Here is a 24,918-nt window from a genome sequence, read left to right as displayed (position 1 = left end):
TATGAGTAAAAAATATAGAATGATTCATGATGAAAATTTATGTATAGGTTGCCAAGCTTGTAGTGTTGCATGTAGGAGTGAAAATGATGTTCCTGATGATATTTTTAGACTACAAGTAAGAGTTGAAACAAAAGGAACTTTTCCAAATTTAAAAATGGATATGAGAAGACAATCATGTGTTATGTGTGAAGATGCACCATGTGTTGAGGTTTGTCCAACAAAAGCATCATTTCAGACAAATGATGGAGTTGTACATATTGATGAAAGCACATGTGTATCTTGTAAATACTGTATTGTTGCTTGTCCTTATAATGCAAGATTTATGAATCCTGTTACTAAAGCAGTGGATAAATGTACTTTTTGTTATTCAAATAGAGTAAAAAAAGGTTTAGATCCAGCATGTGTAACAGTTTGTCCAACAGATGCATTAGTATTTGGAGATATAAGTGATACAAGTTCTGAAGTTTATAAAAAAGCAAATGAGAATAATTTATTGTATCCAAAAGCACATTTAGGAACTAAACCTAAAGTAGCATTTGTTCCTAATAAAAGAGGAGTAAGTTATGAATAATATGTGGGGAAGCACAGCTCAATATGAGGTTATAAATTGGCCTTGGCCAATTGCAGTATATCTATTTTTAGCAGGACTTAGTGCAGGTTCTATAATCATTGCACTTCTTGTAAAATGGAATAGACATGAAAAAGATAGTTCATCTATTTGGGATGCTATGGTTAAAGCTGGTGCGATAATCTCTCCTCTTACTATTTGTGTTGGATTATTGCTTTTAATTGTTGATTTAGGGAAACCTTTATCTTTTTATTGGTTATTAATAAGTTATAACTTTACATCAGTTATGACACTTGGTGTAATAGCTTTATTTATATATACACCTTTAGCATTTGTTTTTATGGGATTGATTTTTGAAGATACGATTAAAGAAAATAAACTTTTATCTATCTTTTCACCAATAATTTCATATATTAAAAGTTTTGAAGTTTATGCAAAAAGAATTGAGTATGTATTGTTTGGATTGGCCTTAATAGTAGGAGCTTATACAGGGTTCTTATTATCAGCTAATATGACATATCCATTGTGGAATTCACCTGTACTACCTATTTTATTTTTAGCTTCTGGTATAAGTGCAGGTATTGCAGGAAATATTTTGGTTGGTATGCTTTTCTTTAAAAGTAGTATTAATAAAGAGAGTATTAAATATTTACTTATTTTAGATTTAAGAGTTATTTTATTAGAAATACCTCTATTAATTATACTTTTTGTAGGTATGCTTTATGCAGGTGGAAATGCAGAGGTTGCAGCAATTCAAGCCTTAACTGTTGGAAAATGGGCTTCTATTTTCTGGTTTGGGGTTATTGGTTTTGGATTGATTTCACCTTTATTAATAGCATTTACAGCATTAAGAAATCATGCTTATAAAGTAGGATTTATATTAGTAAACTCTATGATTGTACTAGCAGGTGTTATATTACTTAGATTTTATGTGGTATATGCTGGACAATTGTTTACAGGAGCTTAATCACTAGAGAGGTTTTTAACCTTTCTAGTTATATAATAACATATGAAAATATTACTTTTAGAAGATGATTACAATTACAATGAAAGTATCACTGAATACTTAGAAGATTTAGGGTTTCAAGTTGATAGTTTTTATGATGGGGAAGAAGCATTAGATGCTATTGTAGAAAATAGTTACTACTTATTGATTTTGGATATTAAAGTTCCAAAACTCAATGGTCACGAATTAATCAAATACTTAAATGAAATGGGAAATGAAACACCAATACTTATAATGACTTCTTTAGTTGATATTGATAATATGACTATTGGATATGAGTTAGGTTGTGATGATTATTTAAAAAAACCATTTGAATTAAAAGAGTTAGAATTAAGAGTTACCCAATTAATAAAAAGTAAGTATAATACAGATAAAAACTCAACATACAAACTAAAAGATGGTTATACTTTTGAGTTTATTTCAGGAGTATTAAAAAAAGATGATATTGAAATTGAATTAACATCAAAAGAGATAGAGTTAATAAGATTTTTAATAAAAAATGCTAATTATTATTGTGAAATTGAAAACTTAAGAGAAAATGTGTGGGAAGGCAAAGATATACATTATGCAGATATTAGGATGTATATTAGTAAAATAAGAGTCAAAACTAATAAAGAGTTTATATTATCTTCACGAGGATTGGGATATAAAATTGAAATACCAAGTTAATGAAAAAAAAGTAGCCTATTTTTATACTTTTTTAGTGATGGTACTTTTTTCAATACCTACATATTTTGCAGTTGTTTTCTCTTTTGAAAAAGAGCTTATATTAAAAGAGTTAGCCCTTGAAAAATTCACAAATAATTTAGAAAGAAAGATATATTCTGAAAATATGGATTTATCAAGAAGTGTAAAAATAAGATTTGCACTTTTTGATGAAAATATGCAAATAGTTTCTTCAAGTTTATCTGAAAAATTAGATTATTATGATTTTAAAACATATATTGACTATCCTTATATGTATTACAAGCAAGAAATAGAGTATAAAAATAGATATAATGCAAGATATATAATTAGTGAAATACAGATTAATTATGCAAAAATGATTTTTATAGCTATTTTACTCTTTTTAGTAATACTTGCAAATATTTATATTTTAAATAAAGATATAATTAAAAATACAGCAAGGCCTTATGAGTTAATGCAAAAATACACTAACTCTTTTTTTAATGATACTATGCATGAATTAAAAACTCCTTTGGGTGTAATAAATATAAATTTAGATTTGCTTGTTCAAAAAAGTGAAGCAAATAAATATACTAAAAGAATGAAAACTGCTTTAAAACAGATACAAATCACCTATGAAGATATAGAATATCATATAAAAAATAAGAAAGTTAAATATATAAAAGAAAAACTTAATATATCAGATTTATTGCATTCAAGAATAGATTTTTTTGAAGATGTTGCAAATTCAAAAGCTATCTATTTTGATGTAAATATTGATAATGAATGTTATGTTTTTATGAACTCTTTAGAGTTTCAAAGAGTAGTTGATAATACATTAAGCAATGCAATAAAGTACTCAAATCCAAAAAATAAAATTGAAATAAAATTAGAAAATAAAAATGATATATCAAGACTTAGTATTAAAGATTATGGGCATGGTATTAAAAATATAAAGAGTGCTTTTAATAGATTTGATAGACAAGATGAAGCCCAAGGTGGTTTTGGACTGGGGCTAAATATTATAAAAAATATTGCAAATAAGAATGGAATAAAAATTGATGTTGAAACAAAAGTAGATGAGGGTAGTACTTTCATATATGAATTTAGAAATTATAAAAAGAAGTTTTTAGATGGAGTTGAAGATGACAGTTAATAGAAATTTTATTTTTTTAATACTATTTGTTGCAATTAGTTCATTTTTTCTATTTTGGGCATTTAATAATTATATGATTTATGAACAAAAAAATAGTAATGAAAATCTTATGGATGTTTATCTAAATGATTTAGCAAAAGAGATAAAAAAGAATAAAGAGTTAGTGTTAACTTCTGCTGTTTTAATTTCAAAAAATGATGATATAAAAAGATGTTTAAAAACAAATAACAAAGAAGACTGTATTAAATATTTACAAAAATCAAAACAAAGCTTAGTAAGTACTTCTTTGTTTAAAGATATAAAGATTCATCTACATAAAAAAGATTTAAAGAGTTTTTTTAGATTATGGGATTTAAAAAATAGTAAAAATGACTCATTACAAGGCTTTAGATACTGTTTAAAAATAGTAAAAAATGAAAAAAGACCAAAATCCTGTATCGAGATAGGGCGTTTTTCTATGTTAATTAGAGGAGTTAGTCCTGTGGTTGAAGATAATGAGTATTTAGGATCAATTGAAGCAATTATAGATTTTAGTTCAATTATTGAGCATTTTAAAGAAAAAGATATCAAGCTTTATGTACTTATGAAAAAAGAGTATTTATCAATACCTACAAAAGTCAAATTTAAAAAAGAACAGATTTTAAATGATTATGTGGTTTTAAATAATAAAATAGAAGATTTTTCTTTTTTAGATAATGAAAAATTTGAATACACAGGGTATGAAAAAAAATCAAATTATTATTTATTATATACTCCAATATATAATATTAGTAAAGAACAAATTGGTACATATGTATTAAAAATATATATCTAATTAAAGAAGCACGCAAACTCCATTTTCTACTTTGAATATAGAGTTTAATTCATATTCAAAGATTTTGTCATTATATTTTATTAGTGCTTCTTCATATGTAGGTTTTGTTTTTAGATATTTTATAACTTCATCTTCTTGTTTTAGATTTTGATATTTAAAGCTATTTACAAAATCATCAATGTTGTAAATTACTTCGATTAAACCCTTTTTAATATATTTGATAAGACCTTTATTGTCCTCAACTCTATGTGCGATTGTGTATACCTTTTTGTTCATTTTAAGAGCATACTCTAAACTTCTAATACTTCCTGAGTTTTCATCTGCTTGCATTATAATTAATATATCACTTAAAGCTACTACTATTTCATTTCTATGTACAAAAGTGTATCTAGTAGCTTTAAAATCATCTTTATAAGTACTTAAAAGTAAGCCTTGCTTTTCAATAGAGTTTAGAATATTTTTATTTACTTTGGGGTATTTTATATTAAGTCCATTTGCTAATACACATATAGTATTATCAAAACCTGCTCCTTGGTGAGATATAGCATCAACTCCCATTGCTCCTCCACTTACAATACAAAATCCTCTTTGAGATAGTTTTGAAGATATTTCATAGCATAACTGTTTTGTATAGTTTATGGGTCTTCTTGTCCCAACTATTGAGATGCTGGGTTTATTTAATAATTTAGCATCTCCTCTAAAAAATATCTCATCTGGATATTTTTTTAAGGAGTCTAGTTTTTTTATATGAAAATCTAAAATTTCAGTCATAAAACCTCGATAATAACAATTTATATTATTATATCAAGGTTTTGGTAAAAATGGAAGTTCACTTAAATATATTAGTTCTAAATCTTTTAAAAGTGGTTTAGACTCTTTTAGTACTTTTAATGTAATACTATAAGGATGTCCAATAGCAATTGAATAACCACTTTTTTTAGAGATTCTAATAGCCTTTTTTAATTGGTTTTGAATATAATTAAAATCTTTTTTATTATCAATAAATATATTTCTTGCAATATATGGCATGTCATATTTTTTCGCATACTTTTTAGCTACTGTTTTAGCTGTTGTTCTACTATCTACAAAAACTAAATTATGTTTTTTTAGTGCTTTAAATAAATAATCCATGCTTTTTTCATCTGAAGTAAATTTACTTCCTGTATGATTATTTGTATAAATAGCATCTGGATATGCTTGCTTTAACTCCTTAACTCTTTTCTCGATTTTTTCATATGAGTCACCCACATGTAAGGTGTTTTCTTCTTCAAACTTAAAAGATTGTGCTTGCATAGGAAAATGTATCATATAAAATGGTAAGCCTTTTGCAACTTTAGCTGAATATGGATGTTGCTTTGTTGGAGGTAAAAAAGACATTGTAACTTTATATCCAATATCTAAAATTTTATCAACTTGTCTTTGAAGTGTAACATCATCAATTATTATAACTAGTTTAGATTTTTTCTCTTTTTTTGACTCTTTTTTTATTGTTTTTGAAACTTCGTTTTTAGTCTCTTTTTTTTCTAAGTGTTTCTCTTTTTTATGTATATACTCTTTATCAAACTCTTTTGTATACTCTTCATATTTTACATTATTTGATTCATCCATAAAATATTTTTCTATTTTTTTATTTGTATAATTGTTTAAATCTAAATCTTTTTTTATCTCAACTTGCTTTGTACTTTTAAGCTCTTTAGTATCTTTTTTTAGTAAAAAAAAGTAGCTTAATACAGTTGTAACTAGTGTAAGTATTAATATTAATAAAATTAGGTTTATTGTTTTTAGCTTATTATTACTTTTTTGAGTCTTGTTTTTTCTATTTTTTGGTGGAGTGTTTTTTCTTGCGTTATTTTTTCTTGGTTTTCTTTTTGTCATAAATATCAGTCAACATAAAAGTAAGGATAACCTTACTTTTATTAGTTTTTCTCTTGATCTACAATTTTATTTGCTTTAATCCAAGGCATCATATCTCTTAATCTTCTACCAGTTACTTCTAGTGGATGATTAAATAAGTTATTTCTTTCAGCTGTCATTCTTGGATAACCTGACTGTCCTTCTAAAATGAAATCTTTTGCAAATTTACCATTTTGAATTTCAGTTAAAATATCTTTCATTGCTTTTTTAGACTCTTCATTAATAACTCTTGGTCCAGAAACCATATCACCGTACTCAGCAGTATTTGAAATAGAGTATCTCATATCATGAACTCCACCCTCAAACATTAAATCAACAATTAATTTTAATTCGTGTAAACACTCAAAGTATGCCATTTCAGCAGGATATCCAGCTTCTGTTAATGTCTCAAATCCAGCTTGAACTAATGCAGAAACACCACCACAAAGTACAGCTTGCTCACCAAATAAATCAGTTTCAGTTTCATCTTTGAAAGTTGTTTCAATAATACCTGTTCTTCCTCCACCAATTGCACTTGCATAAGATAATGCAATATCTTTAGTGTTTTGTGATGGGTCTTGATGAATTGCAATTAAATCTGGAATTCCTCCACCTTTTTGAAATTCAGATCTTACAGTATGACCTGGTGCTTTTGGAGCAACCATCATTACATTGATATTTTTAGCAGGAGCAATTCTTCCATAATGGATATTAAATCCGTGTCCAAATGCAACAGTTGCACCATCTTTTAAATTTGCTTCAATCTCATTTTTATAAATATCTGCTTGATTTTCATCTGGTAATAAAATCATTACAATATCAGACTCAGCTGTTGCTTCAGCTATAGTTTTTACAGTAAATCCTTTAGCTTCTGCTTTTGCCCAAGATGAACCACCTTTTCTTAATCCAACAATTACTTCAACACCTGAATCTCTTAAGTTTTCAGCGTGTGCATGACCTTGTGAACCAAATCCAATCATTGCTACTTTTTTTGACTTTATTAAATCAATATTACAATCTTTATCATAGTAAACATTTAATGCCATAGTTTTCCCTCTGTATTTTTAGTTTGCGTGCATTATACTCAAAAGAATCTAAAGTTTTGGTAATGAGATAGTAAAACAAGCGCCTTTATAAGTAGTGTTACTGTTGTTTATTATTCTATTTTCAACACTTAATAAACCATTCATATGTTTTTGTATGATTTCTTTGCTCATATATAAACCAATTCCAGTACCTTGTGTTTGATGTTTTGTTGTAAAGTAAGGGTCAAATACTTTTTCAATATTTTTTATATCAATGCCACCTGCATTATCTATTATTTCAATGATATTATATGAACCTTTTTTGAAAATATTTATATTAACTTGAGGATTTTTTATTTTTTTATTTGTAAAAGCATCTTTTGCATTACTTAAAATATTTAAAAAGACTTGTGAAAGTTCATTTGGAAATCCAAAAGAGATGTTTTTTTCTTCTTTGAAGTTTGTTACTACATCTATATTTTTATCCTTATATGATGCAGCTGTTATATTAAGACTATTGTTAAGTATTTTTTGAATATCAAATTTGATTTTTTCTTTATCTTCTTTAAAAAAGTTTCTAAAATCTTCTATTGTTTGTGTTAAAAACTCTACATATGTAATTATAGATTCATATGACTTTTCAATATCTTCTTTTTTATTAATACCAAGTTGCATTTGAAGTTGCATTGATGAAGCTGTTGAAGATATAGCTGATAGGGGTTGTCTCCATTGATGAGCAATATTTCCTATCATTTCTCCAAGGGCTGCAAATCTTGATTGCTGAATCATTTTTTTATCTTTTGCCCTATTTTTTTCTAACTCTTCTTGAACTTTCTTTTCTAAAGTTTCATTTAATTCTTGAAGTTGTTTTGTTTTTGAATCAACAATATTTTCTAAATTATCATTTAGTTTTGCTAATTGCTCTTGCACTTTTATCTCTTTTGAAATCTCATTTAGTGAGATTATGATTATAAAGTTTTTATCATTTAATATTTTCTTTTTGGCAACTATTGAAAAATAGTGTAAGCCACTTAGATTTTTCATAGCTACTTTATGAAGTTTGTTTGGATTTTGTAAAATATATTCATACCACATCAATCCATCATAATCAATATCTAATATAAAGTCTTCTTTTTCTACATCTTGAAAAAAATCACAAATGCATGCATGTTCATTTTTAAAATCATCAAAAGAGTTATATCCATTGAAAAAATCTACTAAGGCACTATTTGCATCAATCATCTCTTCACCATTGCTTACAACTACTATATTAGGTTGTCCATCTAATATACCCCTTGTTGCAGCCTCTTGCATTTTTAATTCTTGCATTTTCTTTTCTAATTGTGTATTTAAATCAAAAAGTGTTTTTGCATTTTTATTTATTTGTTTTACTATAAAATATGTAAGTATTAAGACAATAAATATAATTGAAGCAATAAGAATTAGCTCTAACTTTTGATATTGTTTTTTTTCATATTTTATTTGATTTTGTAGTTTTTTAAGTGTAATCTCACCTTCATATTGTAATCTTCTTGTATTTTCTGTAATTCTAATAAAAAAAGCAGGTGTTAATTTATAAAATCTTTTAATTTTTTTTGTTAATTTCTCAAACTCTTTATGATTTTCTAAAGATCTGTAAAGTTCAGCTTCATTTAAAAGTAGTTTTAATTGATTTGTCATATTAATAAGTTCTTCTAGTTTTGGTCTTAAATCAATTGATTCTAAAGATACAATACTTTTATTCTCTTTTATATATTTTACTGTTCTTATTGTATTGTTATGTCCTACAATATTAAGCCTAATTACTCTTTTTAGTTCTCCTCCATTTTCTAAAATATCAAGGGCAGTTTTTATTGTTTCTACTCTTTGTTTTAATCTATTAGAGATTAAATCTCTACTTCTTTTATTTGTTGCAGTCGTTGCTATTTCATAAAAATCTGAACGAATTTTATATAAATCATTTACTATATATTCACCAATTTGTATTTTTGCTTCTTGATTTTTTGTTTTATTATCTAAGTTTTCTAGTAGATTTAAAAAGAAAAGGTGAAGCACTATTAAACTTATTATTCCTATTAAAAATATACTAACTAATAAAATTAGTTTTGAAAGGGTATTTTGTTTATTTGCAAGTGATAGTTTTATCAAAATTTATCCTAGTTTAAAATCCATATTCTTTCATTATTTGTTGACCTTGTTTACTTTTTGCAAACTCCATAAAAGCTTTTGCAATCTCTTTATTTTCAGAAAAGCTTAAAAGATTTATTTCAAGTCTTTTTTTAGGGGCATATTTTTCATCAATTTCAATTACATCTATATATTTTGAGTTTTCATCCCATGTTGCAGTTGCTTTCCAATTAATAGTTACATTTGTTCTTTTTTCAATAAGAGATCTATTTAAGTTTCTTGAGTCTGTTCCAATCTCAATTGCATTATCGTAAGCTTCATTAAAAAACTTTTCTCCTTTGTATGCAAGAAATATTTTCTTTGTCATTTTTCCAATGCTACCTGAATTTGGATTACATAAAATAGAAGAGTTCATAGAGTTAATAAATGCTTCTAAATCTTTGATTTTTAAAGGATTGTTTTTTTCTACAAAAATTGCTGCTTGGTTATGTCCTATAAAAACACTATCAATTATAAGTGAATCTTTTTTATTTTTGATTCTATATGAATCACTTCCTGGAAGATATAAATCACCTTTTTTTGAGTACTTTAAAGCATCATATAAATCTTTTGAACCACCTTGTGAAATTTTGATATTACAATTATATTTTTCTTCAATAATTTTAGCCATTTGTTTAATTGGTTTAACCATTGTTATTCCACAATAAAAAATTAAAGTTGGTTTTTGCTTTGCCATTAGTGTTGAGCTAATTATAAAAGTAGTAAGTATTAAAATAAAAAATTGTTTAAACATTACAATAAGCCTTAAAAAGATTTTAGATAAGATACTATCATAACATACTTAAGGAAAAAAATTGTATAAACAACTATTTGAAAAGATAATAAATTCTAATAATACTTTCAATAAAGAAGAACAAAAAGTAGTTGATAAGCTATTAAAAGATTCAATTTTAATAAAACAAGAAGATAAATTTGAAATAAATTCGAAATTCAAAATTGCAAAAGTTAAATTTGAAAAAAATTATGCTTTATTAGAAGATATAAGCAATGAACATAAAAATATAAAATTAGAGTTTGACCTTTTAAATGGAGCATACGATGGTGATTTTGTAGTAGCAAAAAGAATTTTTAATCCAAGAAGTAAAATTAAAGCAAAAATAGTGCATGTTTTCTCTTCAAAAGTAAAAGAGCTTTTAGTTTATGTTCAAGATAATAGTTTTTTTACAGTAAAAGAGAGCATTGAATTAGATTTTAAAGTAAATAAAAAATATCAAGATGGGCAAATACTTCTAGTAAATAGTAAAGATTTTGAAACTATAAAAGATATTGGTCATATAGATGATCCTAAAGTTGATGAGTTTATCTCTTTGTATTTATATCATGAATTAATAAGATTAGAGCCTGAGCTTGAAATTGATGCAAAGATGAATGATACCAATAAAAGAGTAGATTTAACACACTTGAATTTTTGTACAATAGACCCAGCTAGTGCAAAAGATCATGATGATGCAATCTATTATGATGAAACAAAACAAATAGTATATGTAGCAATTGCAGATGTTTCATATTTTGTTAAAGAGAATTCGCAACTTGATAAACTAGCATATATGAAATCAAGCTCTATATATCTTCCCTCAAAAGTTTTACCAATGCTTCCAAGAAAACTAAGTGAAGATATGTGCTCTTTAAGAGAAAATGAGAAAAGATATGCATATGTATTTGAAATCCATTTAGATATAAAAAATTTAGAAATAAAAAGTTCAAAACTATATGAAGCAATAATTGAATCAAAAAGAAAGTTCTCATATGGAAGAATCGATAGAGTTTTAGAGGGTAAATTTGATAAATATACAACACTAGAAAAGCAAATATTTGACTCTGTTGTTAAATTATATGATGTGACTAAAGCATATAGAGCAAAAAGGCTAGAAAAAGGTTATGAATTTAGATCAAGTGAATTAAGATTGAAATTAAATCATAATAGTGAACTTGAATCTATTGAAGAAGAAAACTCAACTGCCTCACATCAATTAGTTGAAGAGTGTATGCTTTTTGCAAATATTGAAGCTAGTAAAAAAGTTAATAGTGTAGGTATATATAGAATTCATGAAGAGCCACCTTTTAAAGCTATTACAAAACTTGTTGATGAAGTAAATAGTTTAGGTGTAAATGTAAAGTTACAATCTACAATTCATGAAACAATTAATCATATTCAAAATAAAGCAAAACATACTACTTTATCAAAAGAGATTGATGAGCTTATAATTCATGCTCAAACACAAGCAAAATACTCTTCAAAGAATTTAGGGCATTTTGGTTTAGGATTTAGCTCATATTCTCACTTTACAAGTCCAATTAGAAGATATTCAGATTTAGTTTTACACAGAATGTTAAAAAGCAATCAAACACCTGATAATATAGATGATATATGTGATTATATCTCTATTCAAGAAAGAAAAATTGATCAACTTGTTTGGGATTTTGAAGATAGAAAATATGCTAGATTTGCAAAAAAACATATAAAAGATGAGTTTAGAGTTTATATTACTGATAGTGAAAGAGGCTTAGCAAGAGCTTATGATAAAATGCCAGGAATGAAACTTGTTTTAGATAATTATAAAGGACAGGTAATATACTCAAAGTTAAAAGTTATTATAAAATCTGTAAATATAATTACAAAACAAATTGTAGCTTCTATTAAATACTAAGTTCTGACATTGTAGTAAAAAAAGAGGTAGATTTTTTTATAATATATTGTCCTAGAAGTTTCTTATCTTCATTTACAACTATTGGAGCAGTTAAATTAACAACTGAATTTGCAACTGGATTATTTATAACAATAGAGAAATAAAAAGAGATTTTTGTATCTTTATTGATCTGCATCTTTTTTAAGAAACTCTCATCAAACTCAATATCAAAACTTTTTATTGAGTTTGATGAAATCATATGCATATTTGTATTGTCTTTTTTATCAATTTGTAAAATAGAGAAATCTTTGTCTAATTTTTTAATATTCATGTATTTGATTTTATCAAAACCTAAAATGGGAACTTTTACTTCATACAACATTATGCCTTTTTAATTTTAAGCTTAAAGATTTTATTAAAAAATAACTTAATCTTAGATATTATATCTTTATGTATAAAAATGAATTTGATAACTTATTAAAACAAAATAAAAAGTTTGATGCGTATATGTTTTATGGGCAATCTACTTTCTTAATTGATTATTATAGTAATTTAGTTGCAAAAAGTATTGCACATGAAAATGATATTCAAAGGATATATTTTGATGAGTATGATTTTAAGTTTATAAAAGATCAACTTTTACAATCATCTCTTTTTTCATCTACTAATTTAATAATTATCAAAACAGAAAAAAAGATACAAAAAAAAGAAGTTACAGAATTAATAAATGCTTGTAATATTAATCCTGATTCTACACTTATTTTCTCTTGCCTTGGAGATCTTGATTTTAAAACAATGAGTAGTTCATTTAGTGCAAAAACAAATTCAGTTAGTGTTAGGATGTTTACACCTTTTATAAATGAAGCTTTAAAGCTTTTGGAAAAAGAGGCAAGATTTATAGGTTTAGATTATGATATGTCTGCATTAAATCATCTATATTTTATGCATAGACATGATTTGAGTTTATGTATAAATGACTTGAAAAAATTAGCTATTTTAGATAAAAAAATAAATACAAATCTTATAAACTCCCACTGTTTTGGTATAGGAAATGTATCTTTTGAGGATTTTTTAAATGATTTAATAGTAGGAAATGATATTTCAGAAGAGTTACAACTTTTATTAGAAGAGGGAATGAATGAAATTTATTTATTAAATCAAATTACATCCTTTGTTCAGCAACTATTTATGATAAGTGCCTATACAAGAGCATTTGGAGCTCCTAATGCAAAAGAGATTTTAGGTTATATTCCTCCTAAAAATATTTGGGAAAAAAAGAGTAAATTGGCAATTTCAATAAAACCAGAAGTGTTTCAAGAAATGTTTGAATTTCTACTTGATTTAGAGTTAAAACTAAAATCTACAAAAATTAATAAAGAAAATCTTTTTTTACAAGCAAGCCTAAGAAAATTTACAGTTATGTTTAGATAAAATCACGAACTTTACAAAAAATCCTTGCTGATATTTATGTAAAGATACCGGCACAAACTATAAGGAGCAATTAAATGTCAAAATTAAAGCATTATGAAACAATGTTTATTATTAAGCCAACTCTTACTGATGAAGAGACTGTGGCAGAAATCGAAAAAGTTAAAGCTAACATCGAGAAAAACGGTGGAGAAATCGTATCTTGTGATGATATGGGTTCTAGACAACTAGCTTATGAAATTGAAAAAAACAAAAGAGGTTACTACTTCGTAATTTACTTTAAATCACCTGCAAGTGCTATTTTAGAGTTAGAAAGAACTTTCAGAATCAATGAGCAAATCTTAAGATTTTTATTTATTAAATATGAAAACAAAAAAGAGATTACAGCTTGGACAAAAATGAGTGACGAGGCAGCTAAAAAAGCTAACTAATAACACATAAGGACCTTCAAATGTATAATAAAATAGTAATGGTAGGAAATCTTACAAGAGATATTGAGCTTAGATATTTGCCAAGTGGTGCAGCAATAGCAAAATCTGCAATTGCAACTAGTTATAAATACAAAACATCAAGTGGTGAGCAAAAAGATGAAGTTTGCTTTTTAGACTTTAATATCTTTGGAAGATCTGCAGAAGTTGCTAATCAATATTTAAGAAAAGGTTCAAAAGTACTATTAGAGGGAAGACTTGTATTAGAACAATGGACTGCTCAAGATGGAACAAACAGAAGTAAACACTCATTAAGAGTTGATACTATGAAAATGTTAGATTCTAAAAGTGACAGTCAACAACAAGGTGGAATGGACAATGGTTATAATAACTATAATGCAAATGCATCAAGTCCACAGCCTCAACAAAATCAATACAACCCATCAAGTACTCAAAATGATTATGGACAAAAGAATAATTATGGTGGTATGAACTCGGCACAAAATAGTGCTCCTGAGCATAAAATACCTGAAATCGATATTGATGAAGATGAAATACCTTTTTAAAAAACAAGGATAAAAAATGGCAGAAAAAAGAAAATACGGAAAAAAATATTGTAAATATACTGAAATGAAAATTGATTTCATTGATTATAAAAACACTAACTTATTAAAGTTATCAATGAGTGAAAGAGGTAAAATTATGCCTAGAAGACTTACAGGTAACTCTAAAAATGCTCAAGAAATGGTAGAAAAAGCTATCAAAAGAGCTAGACATATGGCATTGGTTCCATATATTGTTGATACTAAAAAAGTTACTGAACCAGCACACATTAGCTACAAATAAGTAATTTTAAAAGAAAGAAGTAAAACTTCTTTCTTTTTTTATGATTTAAAAACTATACCTTTTCCCAAACAACACCATTTGGTGTGTCCATTATTGATATATTAAAGCTACTTAATTCATCTCTAATTTTATCGGCTTGCTCAAAGTCTTTATTCTTTTTAGCTTCTACTCTTTTTAAGATTAACTCTTCAATTTTTTTAATTTGTTCTTTTGAAATACCAAATTGAAAATATTTAAAAGCATCATTTGATGCAACACCTAAAACTTCTTCTATAAATTCAAAGTTTGCAACAAGCTCTTTTTTGAAAGCTTTATTTTTAGGCTCTTTGTCAAGTGTTTCATTTGCATTTGAAACCATTTCATCAACAATTGAAATTGCTTTTGATGTATTTAAATCATCATTTAAAGCATCTAATAAATTCTCTTTGAATTGTTTATTCGCAGAAGATTTTCCAAGTCCATAAACTCTTTTTTTAACTCTATAAAGTTTATCAAGTCTTTTTTTACTTACAATTAAATCCTCTTCATTAAAGTTAAAATCAGCTCTATAATGAGCACTTAAAAGATAATATCTTACTACTTCACCAAAATATGATTTAAGTATATCTTTTAAGAAAAACGAGTTTCCAAGTGATTTACTCATTTTTTCACCATCAATATTTACAAAGCCATTATGCATCCAATATTTAGCAAGATGTTGATTAGAAGAACATCTAGTTTGTGCAGCTTCATTTTCATGATGAGGAAAAATTAAATCAGCTCCTCCACCATGAATATCTATAGCAAACTCTTTATCTTTATATGCTAGATGTTTATCAATCATTGCTGAACATTCAATATGCCAACCAGGTCTTCCTCTTCCAAAAGAAGCAGGGTATGAAATCTCATTTTCCTCTTTTTGAAATTTCCATAAGGCAAAATCTTTAGAGTTTCTTTTCTCACTATTTGTTTCTACTCTTGCTTGTGAATTTTCATCACTTGCTCTGTGGCTAATATTTCCATAATTATTATCTTTTGAAGTATCAAAATAAACACCATCACTAATGATATATGCTATATCTTTTTTTTGTAGGTTTTCTATCATCTCAATCATAATATCAAGGTTTTGTGTAGCTTTTGGTTCTAATGTATTTTCTAAGATATTTAGTTTATTCATATCACTTTTGTATGAATTTATATAATATTGTGTAATTTCTTCAAGGGTTTGTTTTGTTTCATTCATTTTTTTGATGATTTTATCATCAATATCTGTAAAGTTTTTACTCATTGTTACATTGTAGTTATTTGCTTTTAAGACTCTATGTAATAAATCAAATGCAATAGCACTACGTGCATGACCTAAATGTGCATCATCATACACAGTAGGTCCACACACATAAACTTTTACATCATTATTTAAAATTGGTTCAAAAAGTACTTTTTCTTTTTTTACAGAGTCAAATAGATGTAATTTTCTCATTATTTAAATAGTGCCTCCAAATCAACAGGTGCAGCTGATTTATTATCATTTTGCTGGTCATTGGCAAAACCAGAAAGTGCATTTGTAGCTTCAATCTCTTTTAATTCAATATCTGTTTTTGTAAGCATTGAAGCTAATCTAATATTTAGTCCAACTCTACCAATTGCTTTTGATTTTTGATCACTTGGTATTGTTACAACAGCTTTTGAATTTTTTCCTGGAATAGCACTTTTATCAATAACCACACTTGATATAATAGCAGGTGATAAGGCTCTTGATAAAAACATCTCTGGAACAGTAGAGTATTCAACACAATCTATACTTTCTCCATTTAATTCTTGGCTTATTGAAGAGATTCTAACACCTTTTACTCCAACAACTGAACCAATTGGATCTATATTTGGCTCTATTGTAGAAAGGGCAATTTTTGCTCTACTTCCTGGTATTCTAGCACTTGCTTCAATTGTAATTCTATTATCTTTAACTTCTGGAACTTCTAATGCTATTAGTGCTTCTAGAAATTTTGGTGAAGTTCTTGAAATCTCAATAATTAATCCTAAAGATTTATCTATTTTTACAGCTTTTACAACAGCTTTTAAGTGATCTCCCACTTTAAATATTTCACCTTTGATTCTGTTTTTTCTTGGTAAGATTGCTTTTACTTCGCCAATTTCTATAAATGTGTTTTCAGCTCTATCAACTCTTGTTACTGATCCATTTACAATTTTCCCAATTTTATTTTTGAATTTTGTTACAAGATTTTCTTCAATAAATCTTTGTATTTTATATTCAAAATTATTATGAAGAATTGTTGCTGCATTTCTTCCCATATTTTCAAATTCTAAGTCATAATCTACTGAATCACCAACTTCTAAATCTGAATCAATCTTTTTTGCTTCATCAATGCAGATGAAATTTTCAGGGTTAATTAAGTTGTTATATTGATCTAATGAATTACCAAGTAATCTTTCATCATTATTTTCAACAACTTCTAACTTTTGAAAAAGTTCAAGTTTTTTATTAACTCTATCTATTTGTGCATCAAAGTTTAGTGATGGGTCAACCATCTTTTGAGCAGTTTTTATCAGCGCCTCTTTTAATGCCTGCTCTACATCTTCAACTTTTAGACCTTTTTCATAGGCAATTGAGTCCAAAATATCAATAATCTTATCCATTAAAACCCTTCGTATAATACATTTATCAATCAAATATTAAAATATTGATTGAAGTTCTATAAAACTCATAGCTCTCACAAAAGCTAATAATAAACAAGTTTTTTTCCTTTTAGGATAAAGATACCTACACATAAAACGTCTTGTGTTAGCTTTTTTTAATCATCTATAGGATGCTCGGGAGAAATTGTTTTTCTACCTGTTATAACACGAAGCTATGAGATTTTAAACTATCACAATGGAGGATTATCATGTATTATGTTGGAGTTGATATTGCTAAGGATAAGCATTATGTTTGTATTTTAGATGAATCTAAAGAGTTAGCTTGCAAACCTTTTTGGATTCATAGTGACATTTTAGGATTAAGAGAATTACTAAAACGATTAGCTGATTTATCACTTGACAATGATGATTTTATTATTGGAATAGAATCAACTGGAGCATTCAGTGAAAATTTTTATTCTTACCTTACTGATGCTAATTATAAGGTAATCTTACTAAATTCTTATCAAACAGCTAAGTATAGAGATTTCTCTACACTTAAAAAGATTAAAAATGATTCGATCGATGCTTATGTTATAGCTGAACTATTAGCAACTGGAAAATATAAAGCTAGTTATATTAGCAATGAAGCTTATCATAATTTAAAAGTTTTAAATAGACTAAAAAAATCTTTAGATGATAAGATTAAAACTATTAAAAGAGAAATATCTACAGTTGTAGCAACTGTTAATCCTGAGATTGAAAAAGTATTTCCAAATATCTTTACCAAAACTGCAATAGCAATCATTAAGGCCTATCCTACTGCAATGGATATTCAAAAAGCTACGCCAGCAAAGCTAACCAAGATATTTCGTCACATCAAAGGTAATAACTTTAGTCTTGAAAAAGCAAAGTACTTGATAGAACTGGCTTATTCGTCTATTTATTCAGGTCGTGCTTATGAATCAAGGGCCTTAATGATCAGAACTAATATTAAGATATTAGAGCTTTACATTCAAGAAAAAGAAGATATTGAAAAACAAATTCAAGATTTAATTGATAATCAATTGGATGAGGATTCAAGTAATATTGAAAATACTAAATCTATTCCTGGAGTTGCCAATAAAACCATTGCTGCTATTCTTGGTGAATGTGGAGACTTACGAAGATTTGAATCTGCTAAAGCCTTCATTGGCTTTTTAGGACTCTATCCAACTTTATATCAATCTGGTAAATCTTTATCCACTGGAACATTAGCAAAAAGAGGAATACCAATAGCTAAACATGCATTATATCTCGCAGCTGTATCAGCTGTAAGACATAATACTGAACTTCATAAGCTTTATCGCGATAAGCGTTCCTCTGGTAAATCAACAAAAGAAGCTTTAATAATTGTTGCTAAGAAATTAGCATCAATTATTTATTCACTTTTTAAGTATAACCAAGCATATAATCCAAACAGAGTACTTATCCAACATAGAAGATAAACTTGTTAGTTTAACACTTGTGAGAACAATGAGTTTTTATAGAACTTTGACCTAATAAATGTATCAATTTTTTATTTGATCATTTGAACACTTTGTTAAAAAATGCTCAAAAAATCAAACCATAAAGCACACCCATAAAAAATAGCTAGTCGTTTAAGCTATTCTTTATAGGATGGTTTGTTTGTTGACATTGAAATGAATGTTTTGATTTTCAATGTTGTTGTTAGACTCACATTATATCTAAAACTTCTTTTATACAAGTTAAAGCCATTTTAAGCTAAAATATATAGCTAATTTAAAAGATAAAAAAGGTTTAGTTATATGGAATTATTATTTGCAAGAAATGAGTTAAATGAAAAACCAAAAAAAGTGCAATTAGACAAAATTAAAGAAGAGTTACAAAAATCTGGTGAAAAAATATTTTATTTTGATAGAGACAACTCTCATAAAGATATGATGGCTTTGGTTGATGCTTTAGAAGATGAAGGGTTCAATGTATATTTTAGAGAAGTAAAATATGGCTTGGCTGATGATGAGTATATGTATGAGGTACATGCACTTTTAATTAAGTAGGCAAATAAATGAGTAAAGAAGAATCAAAAAAGTTATTTATACAAACATTAGGTTGTCAGATGAATGATACTGACAGCCAACATATAGCTGCAGAATTAAAAAAATATAAAGATTATGATAAAACTGAAAATATAGAAGATGCAGATTTAATTATTATCAATACATGTTCAGTAAGAGAAAAACCAGTACAAAAACTTTTTTCTGAAATTGGACAATTTAATACTAAGAAAAAAGATGGTGCAAAAATTGGAGTATGCGGGTGTACTGCAAGCCATTTAGGAAAAGATATTATTAAAAGAGCTCCTTATGTAGACTTTGTTGTTGGAGCTAGAAATATCTCAAAAATTAAAGATGTTGTTGATGTAAAAGGTGCAATTGAAATCTCAATTGATAATGATGAATCAACATATGAATTTGCTCCTGCAAAAACAAATAAATATAGAGCAAGTGTAAATATTTCTATTGGATGTGATAAAAAATGTACTTATTGTATTGTTCCTAGTACAAGAGGTGAAGAGATATCTATTCCTCCTGAAATGATTGTTGATCAAATAAAAAAAGCAGTTGATGATGGTGCTGTTGAAGTGATGCTTTTAGGGCAAAATGTAAACTCTTATGGAAGAAGATTTTCAGATAAAAGAGAAAAATATAGTTTCACAAAACTTCTACAAGATGTTTCAAAAGTTGATGGATTAGAAAGAATTAGATTTACTTCTCCACATCCCTTGCATATGGATGATGAGTTTATTGAAGAGTTTGCAAAAAATCCAAAAATTTCAAAATGTATTCATATGCCATTGCAAAGTGGTTCAACTGCTATTTTAAAAGCTATGAAAAGAGGTTATACGAAAGAGTGGTTTTTAAATAGAGCTAAGAAATTAAGAGATTTAGTTCCAAATTTAAGAATTACAACTGATATTATAGTAGCATTTCCTGGTGAAACACAAGAGGATTTTGAAGATACTTTAGATGTTGTAAATCAAGTAAAATTTGATCAAATATTTAACTTTAAGTACTCTCCAAGACCAGAAACAGAAGCTTTAAAATTAGAGCATTTAGAAATAGATGATAAAATAGGTAGTCAAAGATTAACAACTTTAATTGAGCTTCATAAAAGATATTTAGAAGAACAAATGCCAAAATTAATTGGAAGTACAGTAACTGTATTAGTTGAAGCATTAAAACCAAATGGTGAAATTTCTGGATATACAGATAACTATTTGCAAGTGTTTGCAAAGGGAAGTGATGAGTATTTAGGGAAGTTTGTTAAAGTAAAAGTACTTAATGCTACAAGAACAGCATTAAAAGGTGAGATAATAAAATAAATATGAAAAAAAGAATTAAAACTTTTATTTCAATAAAAATTATACCTTTTATTATGCAATTGCTTGTAAGATTTATTTATCTTACAAACAAAAAAGTTTTTCACCATGCTCAAATCAAAGCAGATGAACCTATAATCGTTGCTTTTTGGCATGGTGAGTTATTAATGCAACCATTTAATTATCAAAAGTTAAGACCATCATCACTTGTAAAAGCAATGATTAGTCAACACAAAGATGGTGAAGCAATAACTAGAACTGTACAATATTTAGGTATTGGTTCAATTAGAGGTTCTTCTTCAAAAGGTGGAGCTAAAGCATTAATTAGTACAATTAAAGAGTTAAAAGCTAAAAATGATATTGCTATCACTCCTGATGGGCCAAGAGGACCAAGATTTAGTGTTGCAGATGGAATAGTTGCAATTGCAAAAAAAAGCGGTTGTAAAATAGTTATTTTTAATTGTAAACCAAGTAAATATTGGCAAATGAAATCATGGGATAAATTTGTAGTTCCAAAACCTTTTGGAACTATTGAATTTTTTATTCAAGAGCCTTTAGATGTGACAAATTTAGATAATGAACAAGCAAAAGCATTAATAAAAGAAAAAATGCTTATTAATGCAGTAGTGTAGGAATAGTAATGTTTAATAAACACTCTTTATATATAAATGCTATTAAAAATAATAACTCTTTAAAACTTAACTTTAAAAAGTTAGAAAAAGCAGAAATAATAGACTCAAGTCAATCAGTATTTTTATCTAAAGATGAAATTTTGCCAAGGGATGCAGTACATAAAATAAATGCATTACAAAATGAAATAGATAAAACATATATTTCAGCACTTTTGCTTAGTGATGATACAAAGTTAGTTAAAAGAAATGTCTCTAAAAGATTAAAAGAGTATGCAACTACAAATTTAAATAATGAATATGATGTTGCTGTTTTGAAAAATAAGCTTTTTGAAACAAGACACTATTTTGAAGCTACTGGCGTTGATTATATTTATTCAATTTTTCATGTATTAAATCTTTTTATTGAAAAAAATCCTTATACAAACTCTTTAATATCACTATTTTTTAATAATAAAGCATATATTGTAATACTAAATTCAAAAGGTGAAATTGTTTTCGCAAAAGTTGTTAAATTTACATCATTTGAAGATGTAAAAAATAGCAAGTTTTATGAAAGTGATGTAATTGGCCAAAAACTATTTGATGAGATTCATTTTTTTGAAGTTTTAGATAATATACATAGCATAATCAATGAGTTTTATTCTAATACAAATGATATATTTATAGAAGAGATTAGATTACTATATACTGTAAAGCAGTTTGATGAAGAACAGATAAAAAAAATAAAAGATCAATTAATGCTTGATGTTTTTTATCATCCAATTTCAATAAATGAAGAGTTATTTGAACTTGTAAAAGATAAACATCAGCATAAAAGTTTTATTGTACCACGAAAAAAGCCAAGTAAAAACAGTTCAAAAATTTGGCTTACAATTTTATCAATAATAGCTGTAGGATTAATTGCTTATTTAACTATTCCCATAAATGACTTATTAAATGAAAATAGAAAAAAAATCCAAGAACAAACTGTTAAAGTAAAAAAGAAGTTTAAACTACCAAATCATATTGAAAAAAACTTAATAGCAAAAAAAAGAGTTCAAGATATATTTGATATTATACCTTTTGATGTAGTTTTAAAAGATTTAGAAATAAGAAAAGATGGTTCTTCATTTCATGCAAACTTTTTAAGTGATGATACATACATAAAAACTATGCAACCACAACTTTTAAAACTTTATAACAAATCTTCTGTTGAATTTGTTGAAAATAAAAATGTAATATATGAGGGAATTGTAGAAAATATTGGGGCTAAACCAATATCTAGTTCTATGAAAATCTATAAAGAAACATATATTATAGATGAGTTTATACCTATTATTAGAGTAACAGAACAATTAAAAACACTATTTCCAAAAAATGCTAAAATTAATTTTAAATCAAGTTTTAAATCTGATGTTGTTACTTTTAATTATTTGATAAATATGACAGTTACTAGCCCAATAGCATTTTATGATATTGTTGATATGTTAAACAATGAGTTATACTCTATTCATATCTCATATCCAATTAATTTTGTAAAAACAGAAGCTGGAATAGAGATGGATTTTATTTTACAATTTCATCAACCAAAATAAATTTAAATTAATTTGCTAGAATTTTTTTATTCTAGCAAACTATTTACCAAATTTTTAGTTCATTATAGATTGAATCTCTTTCAACTGGAGTAAATCCAGAGTTTTTAATCAAATCAACAAACTGCTGAACTTGTACTCCATGAGCACTTTGAGCACCTGCAGCGCTTTGTATTGACTCTTTTTCTATTGTTCCATCTAAATCATTAGCACCAAACTCTTGAGCTATTAAAGCAAGTTTTACTGTTGATGTTGCCCAATAAGCTTTTATATTTGGAATATTATCAAGTAAAATTCTAGCAATTGCATATGTTTTTAGAATCTCTTGTCCTGTAATTGGCTCTTTAACTTTTAAGTAGTTATTTTTAGTTTGAAAAACAAGAGGAATAAAAGCATTAAACCCACCTGTTTCATCTTGTAATTCTCTTAATCTTAATATGTGATCTACTCTATGTTCTCTTGATTCAATATGTCCAAATAACATAGTTGCATTACTTTTCTTTCCACTTTTATGCCAAAGTCTATGAATTTCAAGCCATTGTTGTGAAGTAACTTTTCCACCACAAATTCTTTTTCTTACCTTTTCATCAAATATTTCAGCTCCACCACCTGGCATTGAATCAACACCATGTTCAAGCATTTTATTTATAATATCTTCATAGCTTAGATTATATTCTGTTACTAAAAAGTGAATTTCAGCTGCTGTTAATGCTTTTATATGAATATTTGGGAAATTATCTTTTATCTTTTTAAATACATCTAAATACCATTGTAAACCTGTATTTGGATTATGAGCTGATACTATATGAACTTCTTTAATTCCATTTTTTGATGAATTGTCAACTACATTTAAAATCTCATCATGACTCATAGTGTATGGACTAGGATTTTTCCTACTTGCACTATAAGCACAGAATTGACAAACATCTTTACAGATATTTGTTGGATTTATATGTCTATTTATATTAAAATATGTTTTTTTACCATGTTTTTCTTCTCTTCTTTTATTTGCATAAAAAGCAAGATCAAAAAAATCTAAATCGTAAAGTTTTAATGCATCTTCGTAATTTAATCTTTCATTATTTTCTAATTTTTCTAATATTTTCATTTATACCTACTATTTACAATCAAAATCTTCGTAATATTGATTTGAACTATCTTTATGTAAAAAACCAATACACTCTTGATTTGTTTTATCATTATAAAAAAGGATTTTATAAACTGAACCCTTTCTTCTTGTCTCTTTGTTTTCAACACTTAATTTATTTATTACAGTTACATTACTAATTTGTTTATAACCAAGAGAGTTTAAAATCCCTGTTACTTTTAACTCTTTTAAGTAAGTTAACAATAAAAAGCATATAATAGCAATAAGAGCTAAAATTAAGATTATGATTTTACTTTTTTTTGGTATTTTTCTGACTTCATTTTCCATTTATACACTCTTCTAAATTTTTAAATTTTTGAGTTTCTTGATCATAACAATCAATTGAACCATCTTCTAATTTATAATACCATCCATGTATTTGTAAACTTCCATTATCAACCCTTCTTTTTACATCAGGATATGTTAATAAGTTCTTTAATTGGTAAGTTACAGATATTTTTTCAGTTAGTCTGTAAAGTTTTTCTTTATCATTTGGGTCTTTAATCAAGCTTAATGTTCTCTCTTTTGCTTTTGAACCAAGCTCTAACCACTTTTTAACATGAACAACTTTCTCTTTTTCTAAAGGAATTTCAGTGTATAAACTTTGACAAGCACCACAATGAGAATGACCACAAACTATTATGTGTTTAACTTCTAAAACTGAAACAGCATATTCAATAGCAGCAGCACTACCATGATAATCTTCATCACACTTAAAAGGAGGTACAAAATTACCAACATTCCTTAAAATAAACATATCCCCTGGATTAACATCAAGCATTATATCAGGAGTAACTCTACTATCTGAACATCCAATAAATAAAACTTCAGGTTTTTGACCATCTTTTACTAATTTTTCAACATTCTCTTTTAATTCTGGGAATTTTTTTTCTCTAAATCTTTTATTCCCTTTTATTAACTCTTGCATT

26 protein-coding genes are annotated in these 24,918 nt (G+C 26.6%); 15 read left to right on the top strand and 11 right to left on the bottom strand.

Annotation, left to right across the window (positions count from 1 at the left end):
* Nucleotide 1 precedes the first annotated feature (1 nt).
* The 5 genes from ACTCCZ_RS02435 to ACTCCZ_RS02415 are packed head-to-tail and all read left to right on the top strand — an operon-like array spanning nucleotide 2 to nucleotide 4,210.
* Nucleotides 2-571 (top strand): 4Fe-4S dicluster domain-containing protein, encoded by a 570-nt coding sequence (locus ACTCCZ_RS02435; protein WP_079577667.1) that lies wholly within the window; start codon nucleotides 2-4, stop codon nucleotides 569-571.
* Nucleotides 564-1,535: an NrfD/PsrC family molybdoenzyme membrane anchor subunit gene (gene nrfD / locus ACTCCZ_RS02430; RefSeq protein WP_079577666.1), complete on the top strand. Its 972-nt coding sequence runs from the start codon at nucleotides 564-566 to the stop codon at nucleotides 1,533-1,535. The genes ACTCCZ_RS02435 and nrfD overlap by 8 nt, the downstream gene beginning before the upstream one ends.
* A 42-nt stretch (nucleotides 1,536-1,577) precedes the next feature.
* Nucleotides 1,578-2,243 carry a response regulator transcription factor gene (locus ACTCCZ_RS02425; RefSeq protein ID WP_079577665.1) on the top strand — a complete coding sequence of 222 codons (666 nt, stop codon included), beginning with the start codon at nucleotides 1,578-1,580 and terminating at the stop codon, nucleotides 2,241-2,243.
* On the top strand, nucleotides 2,227-3,396 hold the full coding sequence (locus ACTCCZ_RS02420) for a sensor histidine kinase (protein WP_079577664.1): 1,170 nt from the start codon (nucleotides 2,227-2,229) through the stop codon (nucleotides 3,394-3,396). Before ACTCCZ_RS02425 ends, ACTCCZ_RS02420 begins: the two co-directional genes overlap by 17 nt.
* Nucleotides 3,386-4,210 carry a cache domain-containing protein gene (locus tag ACTCCZ_RS02415; protein ID WP_159445722.1) on the top strand — a complete coding sequence of 275 codons (825 nt, stop codon included), beginning with the start codon at nucleotides 3,386-3,388 and terminating at the stop codon, nucleotides 4,208-4,210. The genes ACTCCZ_RS02420 and ACTCCZ_RS02415 overlap by 11 nt, the downstream gene beginning before the upstream one ends.
* Here the strand turns inward: ACTCCZ_RS02415 and ACTCCZ_RS02410 are convergent, their stop codons facing one another.
* From ACTCCZ_RS02410 to ACTCCZ_RS02390, 5 genes are read right to left on the bottom strand one after another with little or no spacing between them, the layout of a single operon-like run.
* The gene (locus ACTCCZ_RS02410; protein WP_079577662.1) at nucleotides 4,211-4,981 is read right to left on the bottom strand and encodes a DNA-processing protein DprA; all 771 of its coding nucleotides are present in this window, start codon (nucleotides 4,979-4,981) and stop codon (nucleotides 4,211-4,213) included.
* A gap of 33 nt (nucleotides 4,982-5,014) precedes the next feature.
* Nucleotides 5,015-6,085 (bottom strand): divergent polysaccharide deacetylase family protein, encoded by a 1,071-nt coding sequence (locus ACTCCZ_RS02405; RefSeq protein WP_196778253.1) that lies wholly within the window; start codon nucleotides 6,083-6,085, stop codon nucleotides 5,015-5,017.
* Between the two features lie 41 nt (nucleotides 6,086-6,126).
* Nucleotides 6,127-7,149 carry a ketol-acid reductoisomerase gene (ilvC, locus tag ACTCCZ_RS02400; protein ID WP_079577661.1) on the bottom strand — a complete coding sequence of 341 codons (1,023 nt, stop codon included), beginning with the start codon at nucleotides 7,147-7,149 and terminating at the stop codon, nucleotides 6,127-6,129.
* A 48-nt stretch (nucleotides 7,150-7,197) separates the two neighbouring features.
* Nucleotides 7,198-9,276: a sensor histidine kinase gene (locus ACTCCZ_RS02395; RefSeq protein ID WP_079577660.1), complete on the bottom strand. Its 2,079-nt coding sequence runs from the start codon at nucleotides 9,274-9,276 to the stop codon at nucleotides 7,198-7,200.
* 13 nt (nucleotides 9,277-9,289) lie between these two features.
* Complete coding sequence (locus tag ACTCCZ_RS02390; RefSeq protein ID WP_079577659.1) at nucleotides 9,290-10,048, bottom strand: substrate-binding domain-containing protein; 759 nt, start codon at nucleotides 10,046-10,048, stop codon at nucleotides 9,290-9,292.
* 61 nt (nucleotides 10,049-10,109) lie between these two features.
* On the opposite strand from ACTCCZ_RS02390, the gene ACTCCZ_RS02385 reads away from it, so the two are divergent.
* The gene (locus ACTCCZ_RS02385) at nucleotides 10,110-11,963 is read left to right on the top strand and encodes an RNB domain-containing ribonuclease (RefSeq protein WP_079577658.1); all 1,854 of its coding nucleotides are present in this window, start codon (nucleotides 10,110-10,112) and stop codon (nucleotides 11,961-11,963) included.
* Here ACTCCZ_RS02385 and fliW read toward each other — a convergent pair.
* Nucleotides 11,953-12,321: a flagellar assembly protein FliW gene (fliW, locus tag ACTCCZ_RS02380; RefSeq protein ID WP_159445721.1), complete on the bottom strand. Its 369-nt coding sequence runs from the start codon at nucleotides 12,319-12,321 to the stop codon at nucleotides 11,953-11,955. The two genes, ACTCCZ_RS02385 and fliW, sit on opposite strands and share 11 nt — an antisense overlap.
* Before the next feature lie 71 nt (nucleotides 12,322-12,392).
* Here fliW and holA point away from each other — a divergent pair, with 71 nt between their 5' ends.
* The 4 genes from holA to rpsR all read left to right on the top strand — a co-directional run bounded on the left by holA (nucleotide 12,393) and on the right by rpsR (nucleotide 14,644).
* A complete protein-coding gene (holA, locus tag ACTCCZ_RS02375) occupies nucleotides 12,393-13,373 on the top strand; it encodes a DNA polymerase III subunit delta (protein WP_079577656.1) in 981 nt (326 codons plus the stop codon).
* 74 nt (nucleotides 13,374-13,447) lie between these two features.
* Complete coding sequence (gene rpsF / locus ACTCCZ_RS02370) at nucleotides 13,448-13,801, top strand: 30S ribosomal protein S6 (protein ID WP_079577655.1); 354 nt, start codon at nucleotides 13,448-13,450, stop codon at nucleotides 13,799-13,801.
* Nucleotides 13,802-13,821: 20 nt separating this feature from the next.
* The gene (locus ACTCCZ_RS02365; protein WP_079577654.1) at nucleotides 13,822-14,364 is read left to right on the top strand and encodes a single-stranded DNA-binding protein; all 543 of its coding nucleotides are present in this window, start codon (nucleotides 13,822-13,824) and stop codon (nucleotides 14,362-14,364) included.
* Between the two features lie 16 nt (nucleotides 14,365-14,380).
* Entirely contained in the window at nucleotides 14,381-14,644 is a 264-nt protein-coding gene (rpsR, locus tag ACTCCZ_RS02360; protein ID WP_079577653.1) for a 30S ribosomal protein S18, read from the top strand.
* Between the two features lie 52 nt (nucleotides 14,645-14,696).
* Here the strand turns inward: rpsR and cysS are convergent, their stop codons facing one another.
* A complete protein-coding gene (cysS, locus tag ACTCCZ_RS02355) occupies nucleotides 14,697-16,103 on the bottom strand; it encodes a cysteine--tRNA ligase (protein ID WP_079577652.1) in 1,407 nt (468 codons plus the stop codon).
* The gene (gene nusA, locus ACTCCZ_RS02350) at nucleotides 16,103-17,278 is read right to left on the bottom strand and encodes a transcription termination factor NusA (RefSeq protein ID WP_079577651.1); all 1,176 of its coding nucleotides are present in this window, start codon (nucleotides 17,276-17,278) and stop codon (nucleotides 16,103-16,105) included. The genes cysS and nusA overlap by 1 nt, the downstream gene beginning before the upstream one ends.
* Before the next feature lie 248 nt (nucleotides 17,279-17,526).
* On the opposite strand from nusA, the gene ACTCCZ_RS02345 reads away from it, so the two are divergent.
* From ACTCCZ_RS02345 to ACTCCZ_RS02325, 5 genes are all read left to right on the top strand, one after another.
* Nucleotides 17,527-18,744, top strand: a complete 1,218-nt coding sequence (locus ACTCCZ_RS02345) for an IS110 family RNA-guided transposase (RefSeq protein ID WP_079577650.1) — start codon at nucleotides 17,527-17,529, stop codon at nucleotides 18,742-18,744.
* Nucleotides 18,745-19,065: 321 nt separating this feature from the next.
* Complete coding sequence (locus ACTCCZ_RS02340) at nucleotides 19,066-19,317, top strand: HP0268 family nuclease (RefSeq protein WP_079577649.1); 252 nt, start codon at nucleotides 19,066-19,068, stop codon at nucleotides 19,315-19,317.
* An 8-nt stretch (nucleotides 19,318-19,325) separates the two neighbouring features.
* The gene (gene miaB, locus ACTCCZ_RS02335) at nucleotides 19,326-20,642 is read left to right on the top strand and encodes a tRNA (N6-isopentenyl adenosine(37)-C2)-methylthiotransferase MiaB (RefSeq protein WP_079577648.1); all 1,317 of its coding nucleotides are present in this window, start codon (nucleotides 19,326-19,328) and stop codon (nucleotides 20,640-20,642) included.
* Between the two features lie 2 nt (nucleotides 20,643-20,644).
* Entirely contained in the window at nucleotides 20,645-21,271 is a 627-nt protein-coding gene (locus ACTCCZ_RS02330) for a lysophospholipid acyltransferase family protein (protein WP_079577647.1), read from the top strand.
* A gap of 8 nt (nucleotides 21,272-21,279) precedes the next feature.
* Nucleotides 21,280-22,845, top strand: coding sequence for a hypothetical protein (locus ACTCCZ_RS02325; protein WP_079577646.1), 1,566 nt, complete (start codon nucleotides 21,280-21,282; stop codon nucleotides 22,843-22,845).
* Between the two features lie 43 nt (nucleotides 22,846-22,888).
* On the opposite strand, the gene mqnE is transcribed toward ACTCCZ_RS02325, so the two are convergent.
* Genes mqnE through ACTCCZ_RS02310 form a run of 3 tightly spaced genes read right to left on the bottom strand, consistent with a single transcriptional unit; the run spans nucleotide 22,889 to nucleotide 24,917 of the window.
* Nucleotides 22,889-23,950: an aminofutalosine synthase MqnE gene (gene mqnE, locus ACTCCZ_RS02320; RefSeq protein WP_079577645.1), complete on the bottom strand. Its 1,062-nt coding sequence runs from the start codon at nucleotides 23,948-23,950 to the stop codon at nucleotides 22,889-22,891.
* 9 nt (nucleotides 23,951-23,959) lie between these two features.
* On the bottom strand, nucleotides 23,960-24,277 hold the full coding sequence (locus ACTCCZ_RS02315) for a hypothetical protein (protein WP_079577644.1): 318 nt from the start codon (nucleotides 24,275-24,277) through the stop codon (nucleotides 23,960-23,962).
* The gene (locus ACTCCZ_RS02310; protein ID WP_079577643.1) at nucleotides 24,267-24,917 is read right to left on the bottom strand and encodes a carbonic anhydrase; all 651 of its coding nucleotides are present in this window, start codon (nucleotides 24,915-24,917) and stop codon (nucleotides 24,267-24,269) included. Before ACTCCZ_RS02310 ends, ACTCCZ_RS02315 begins: the two co-directional genes overlap by 11 nt.
* Between the last annotated feature and the right edge of the window lies 1 nt (nucleotide 24,918).

Source organism: Malaciobacter sp. (assembly GCF_055140965.1).
Note: the sequence above shows the minus strand (reverse complement) of the source record. Positions and strands in the feature narration are given on the sequence as shown.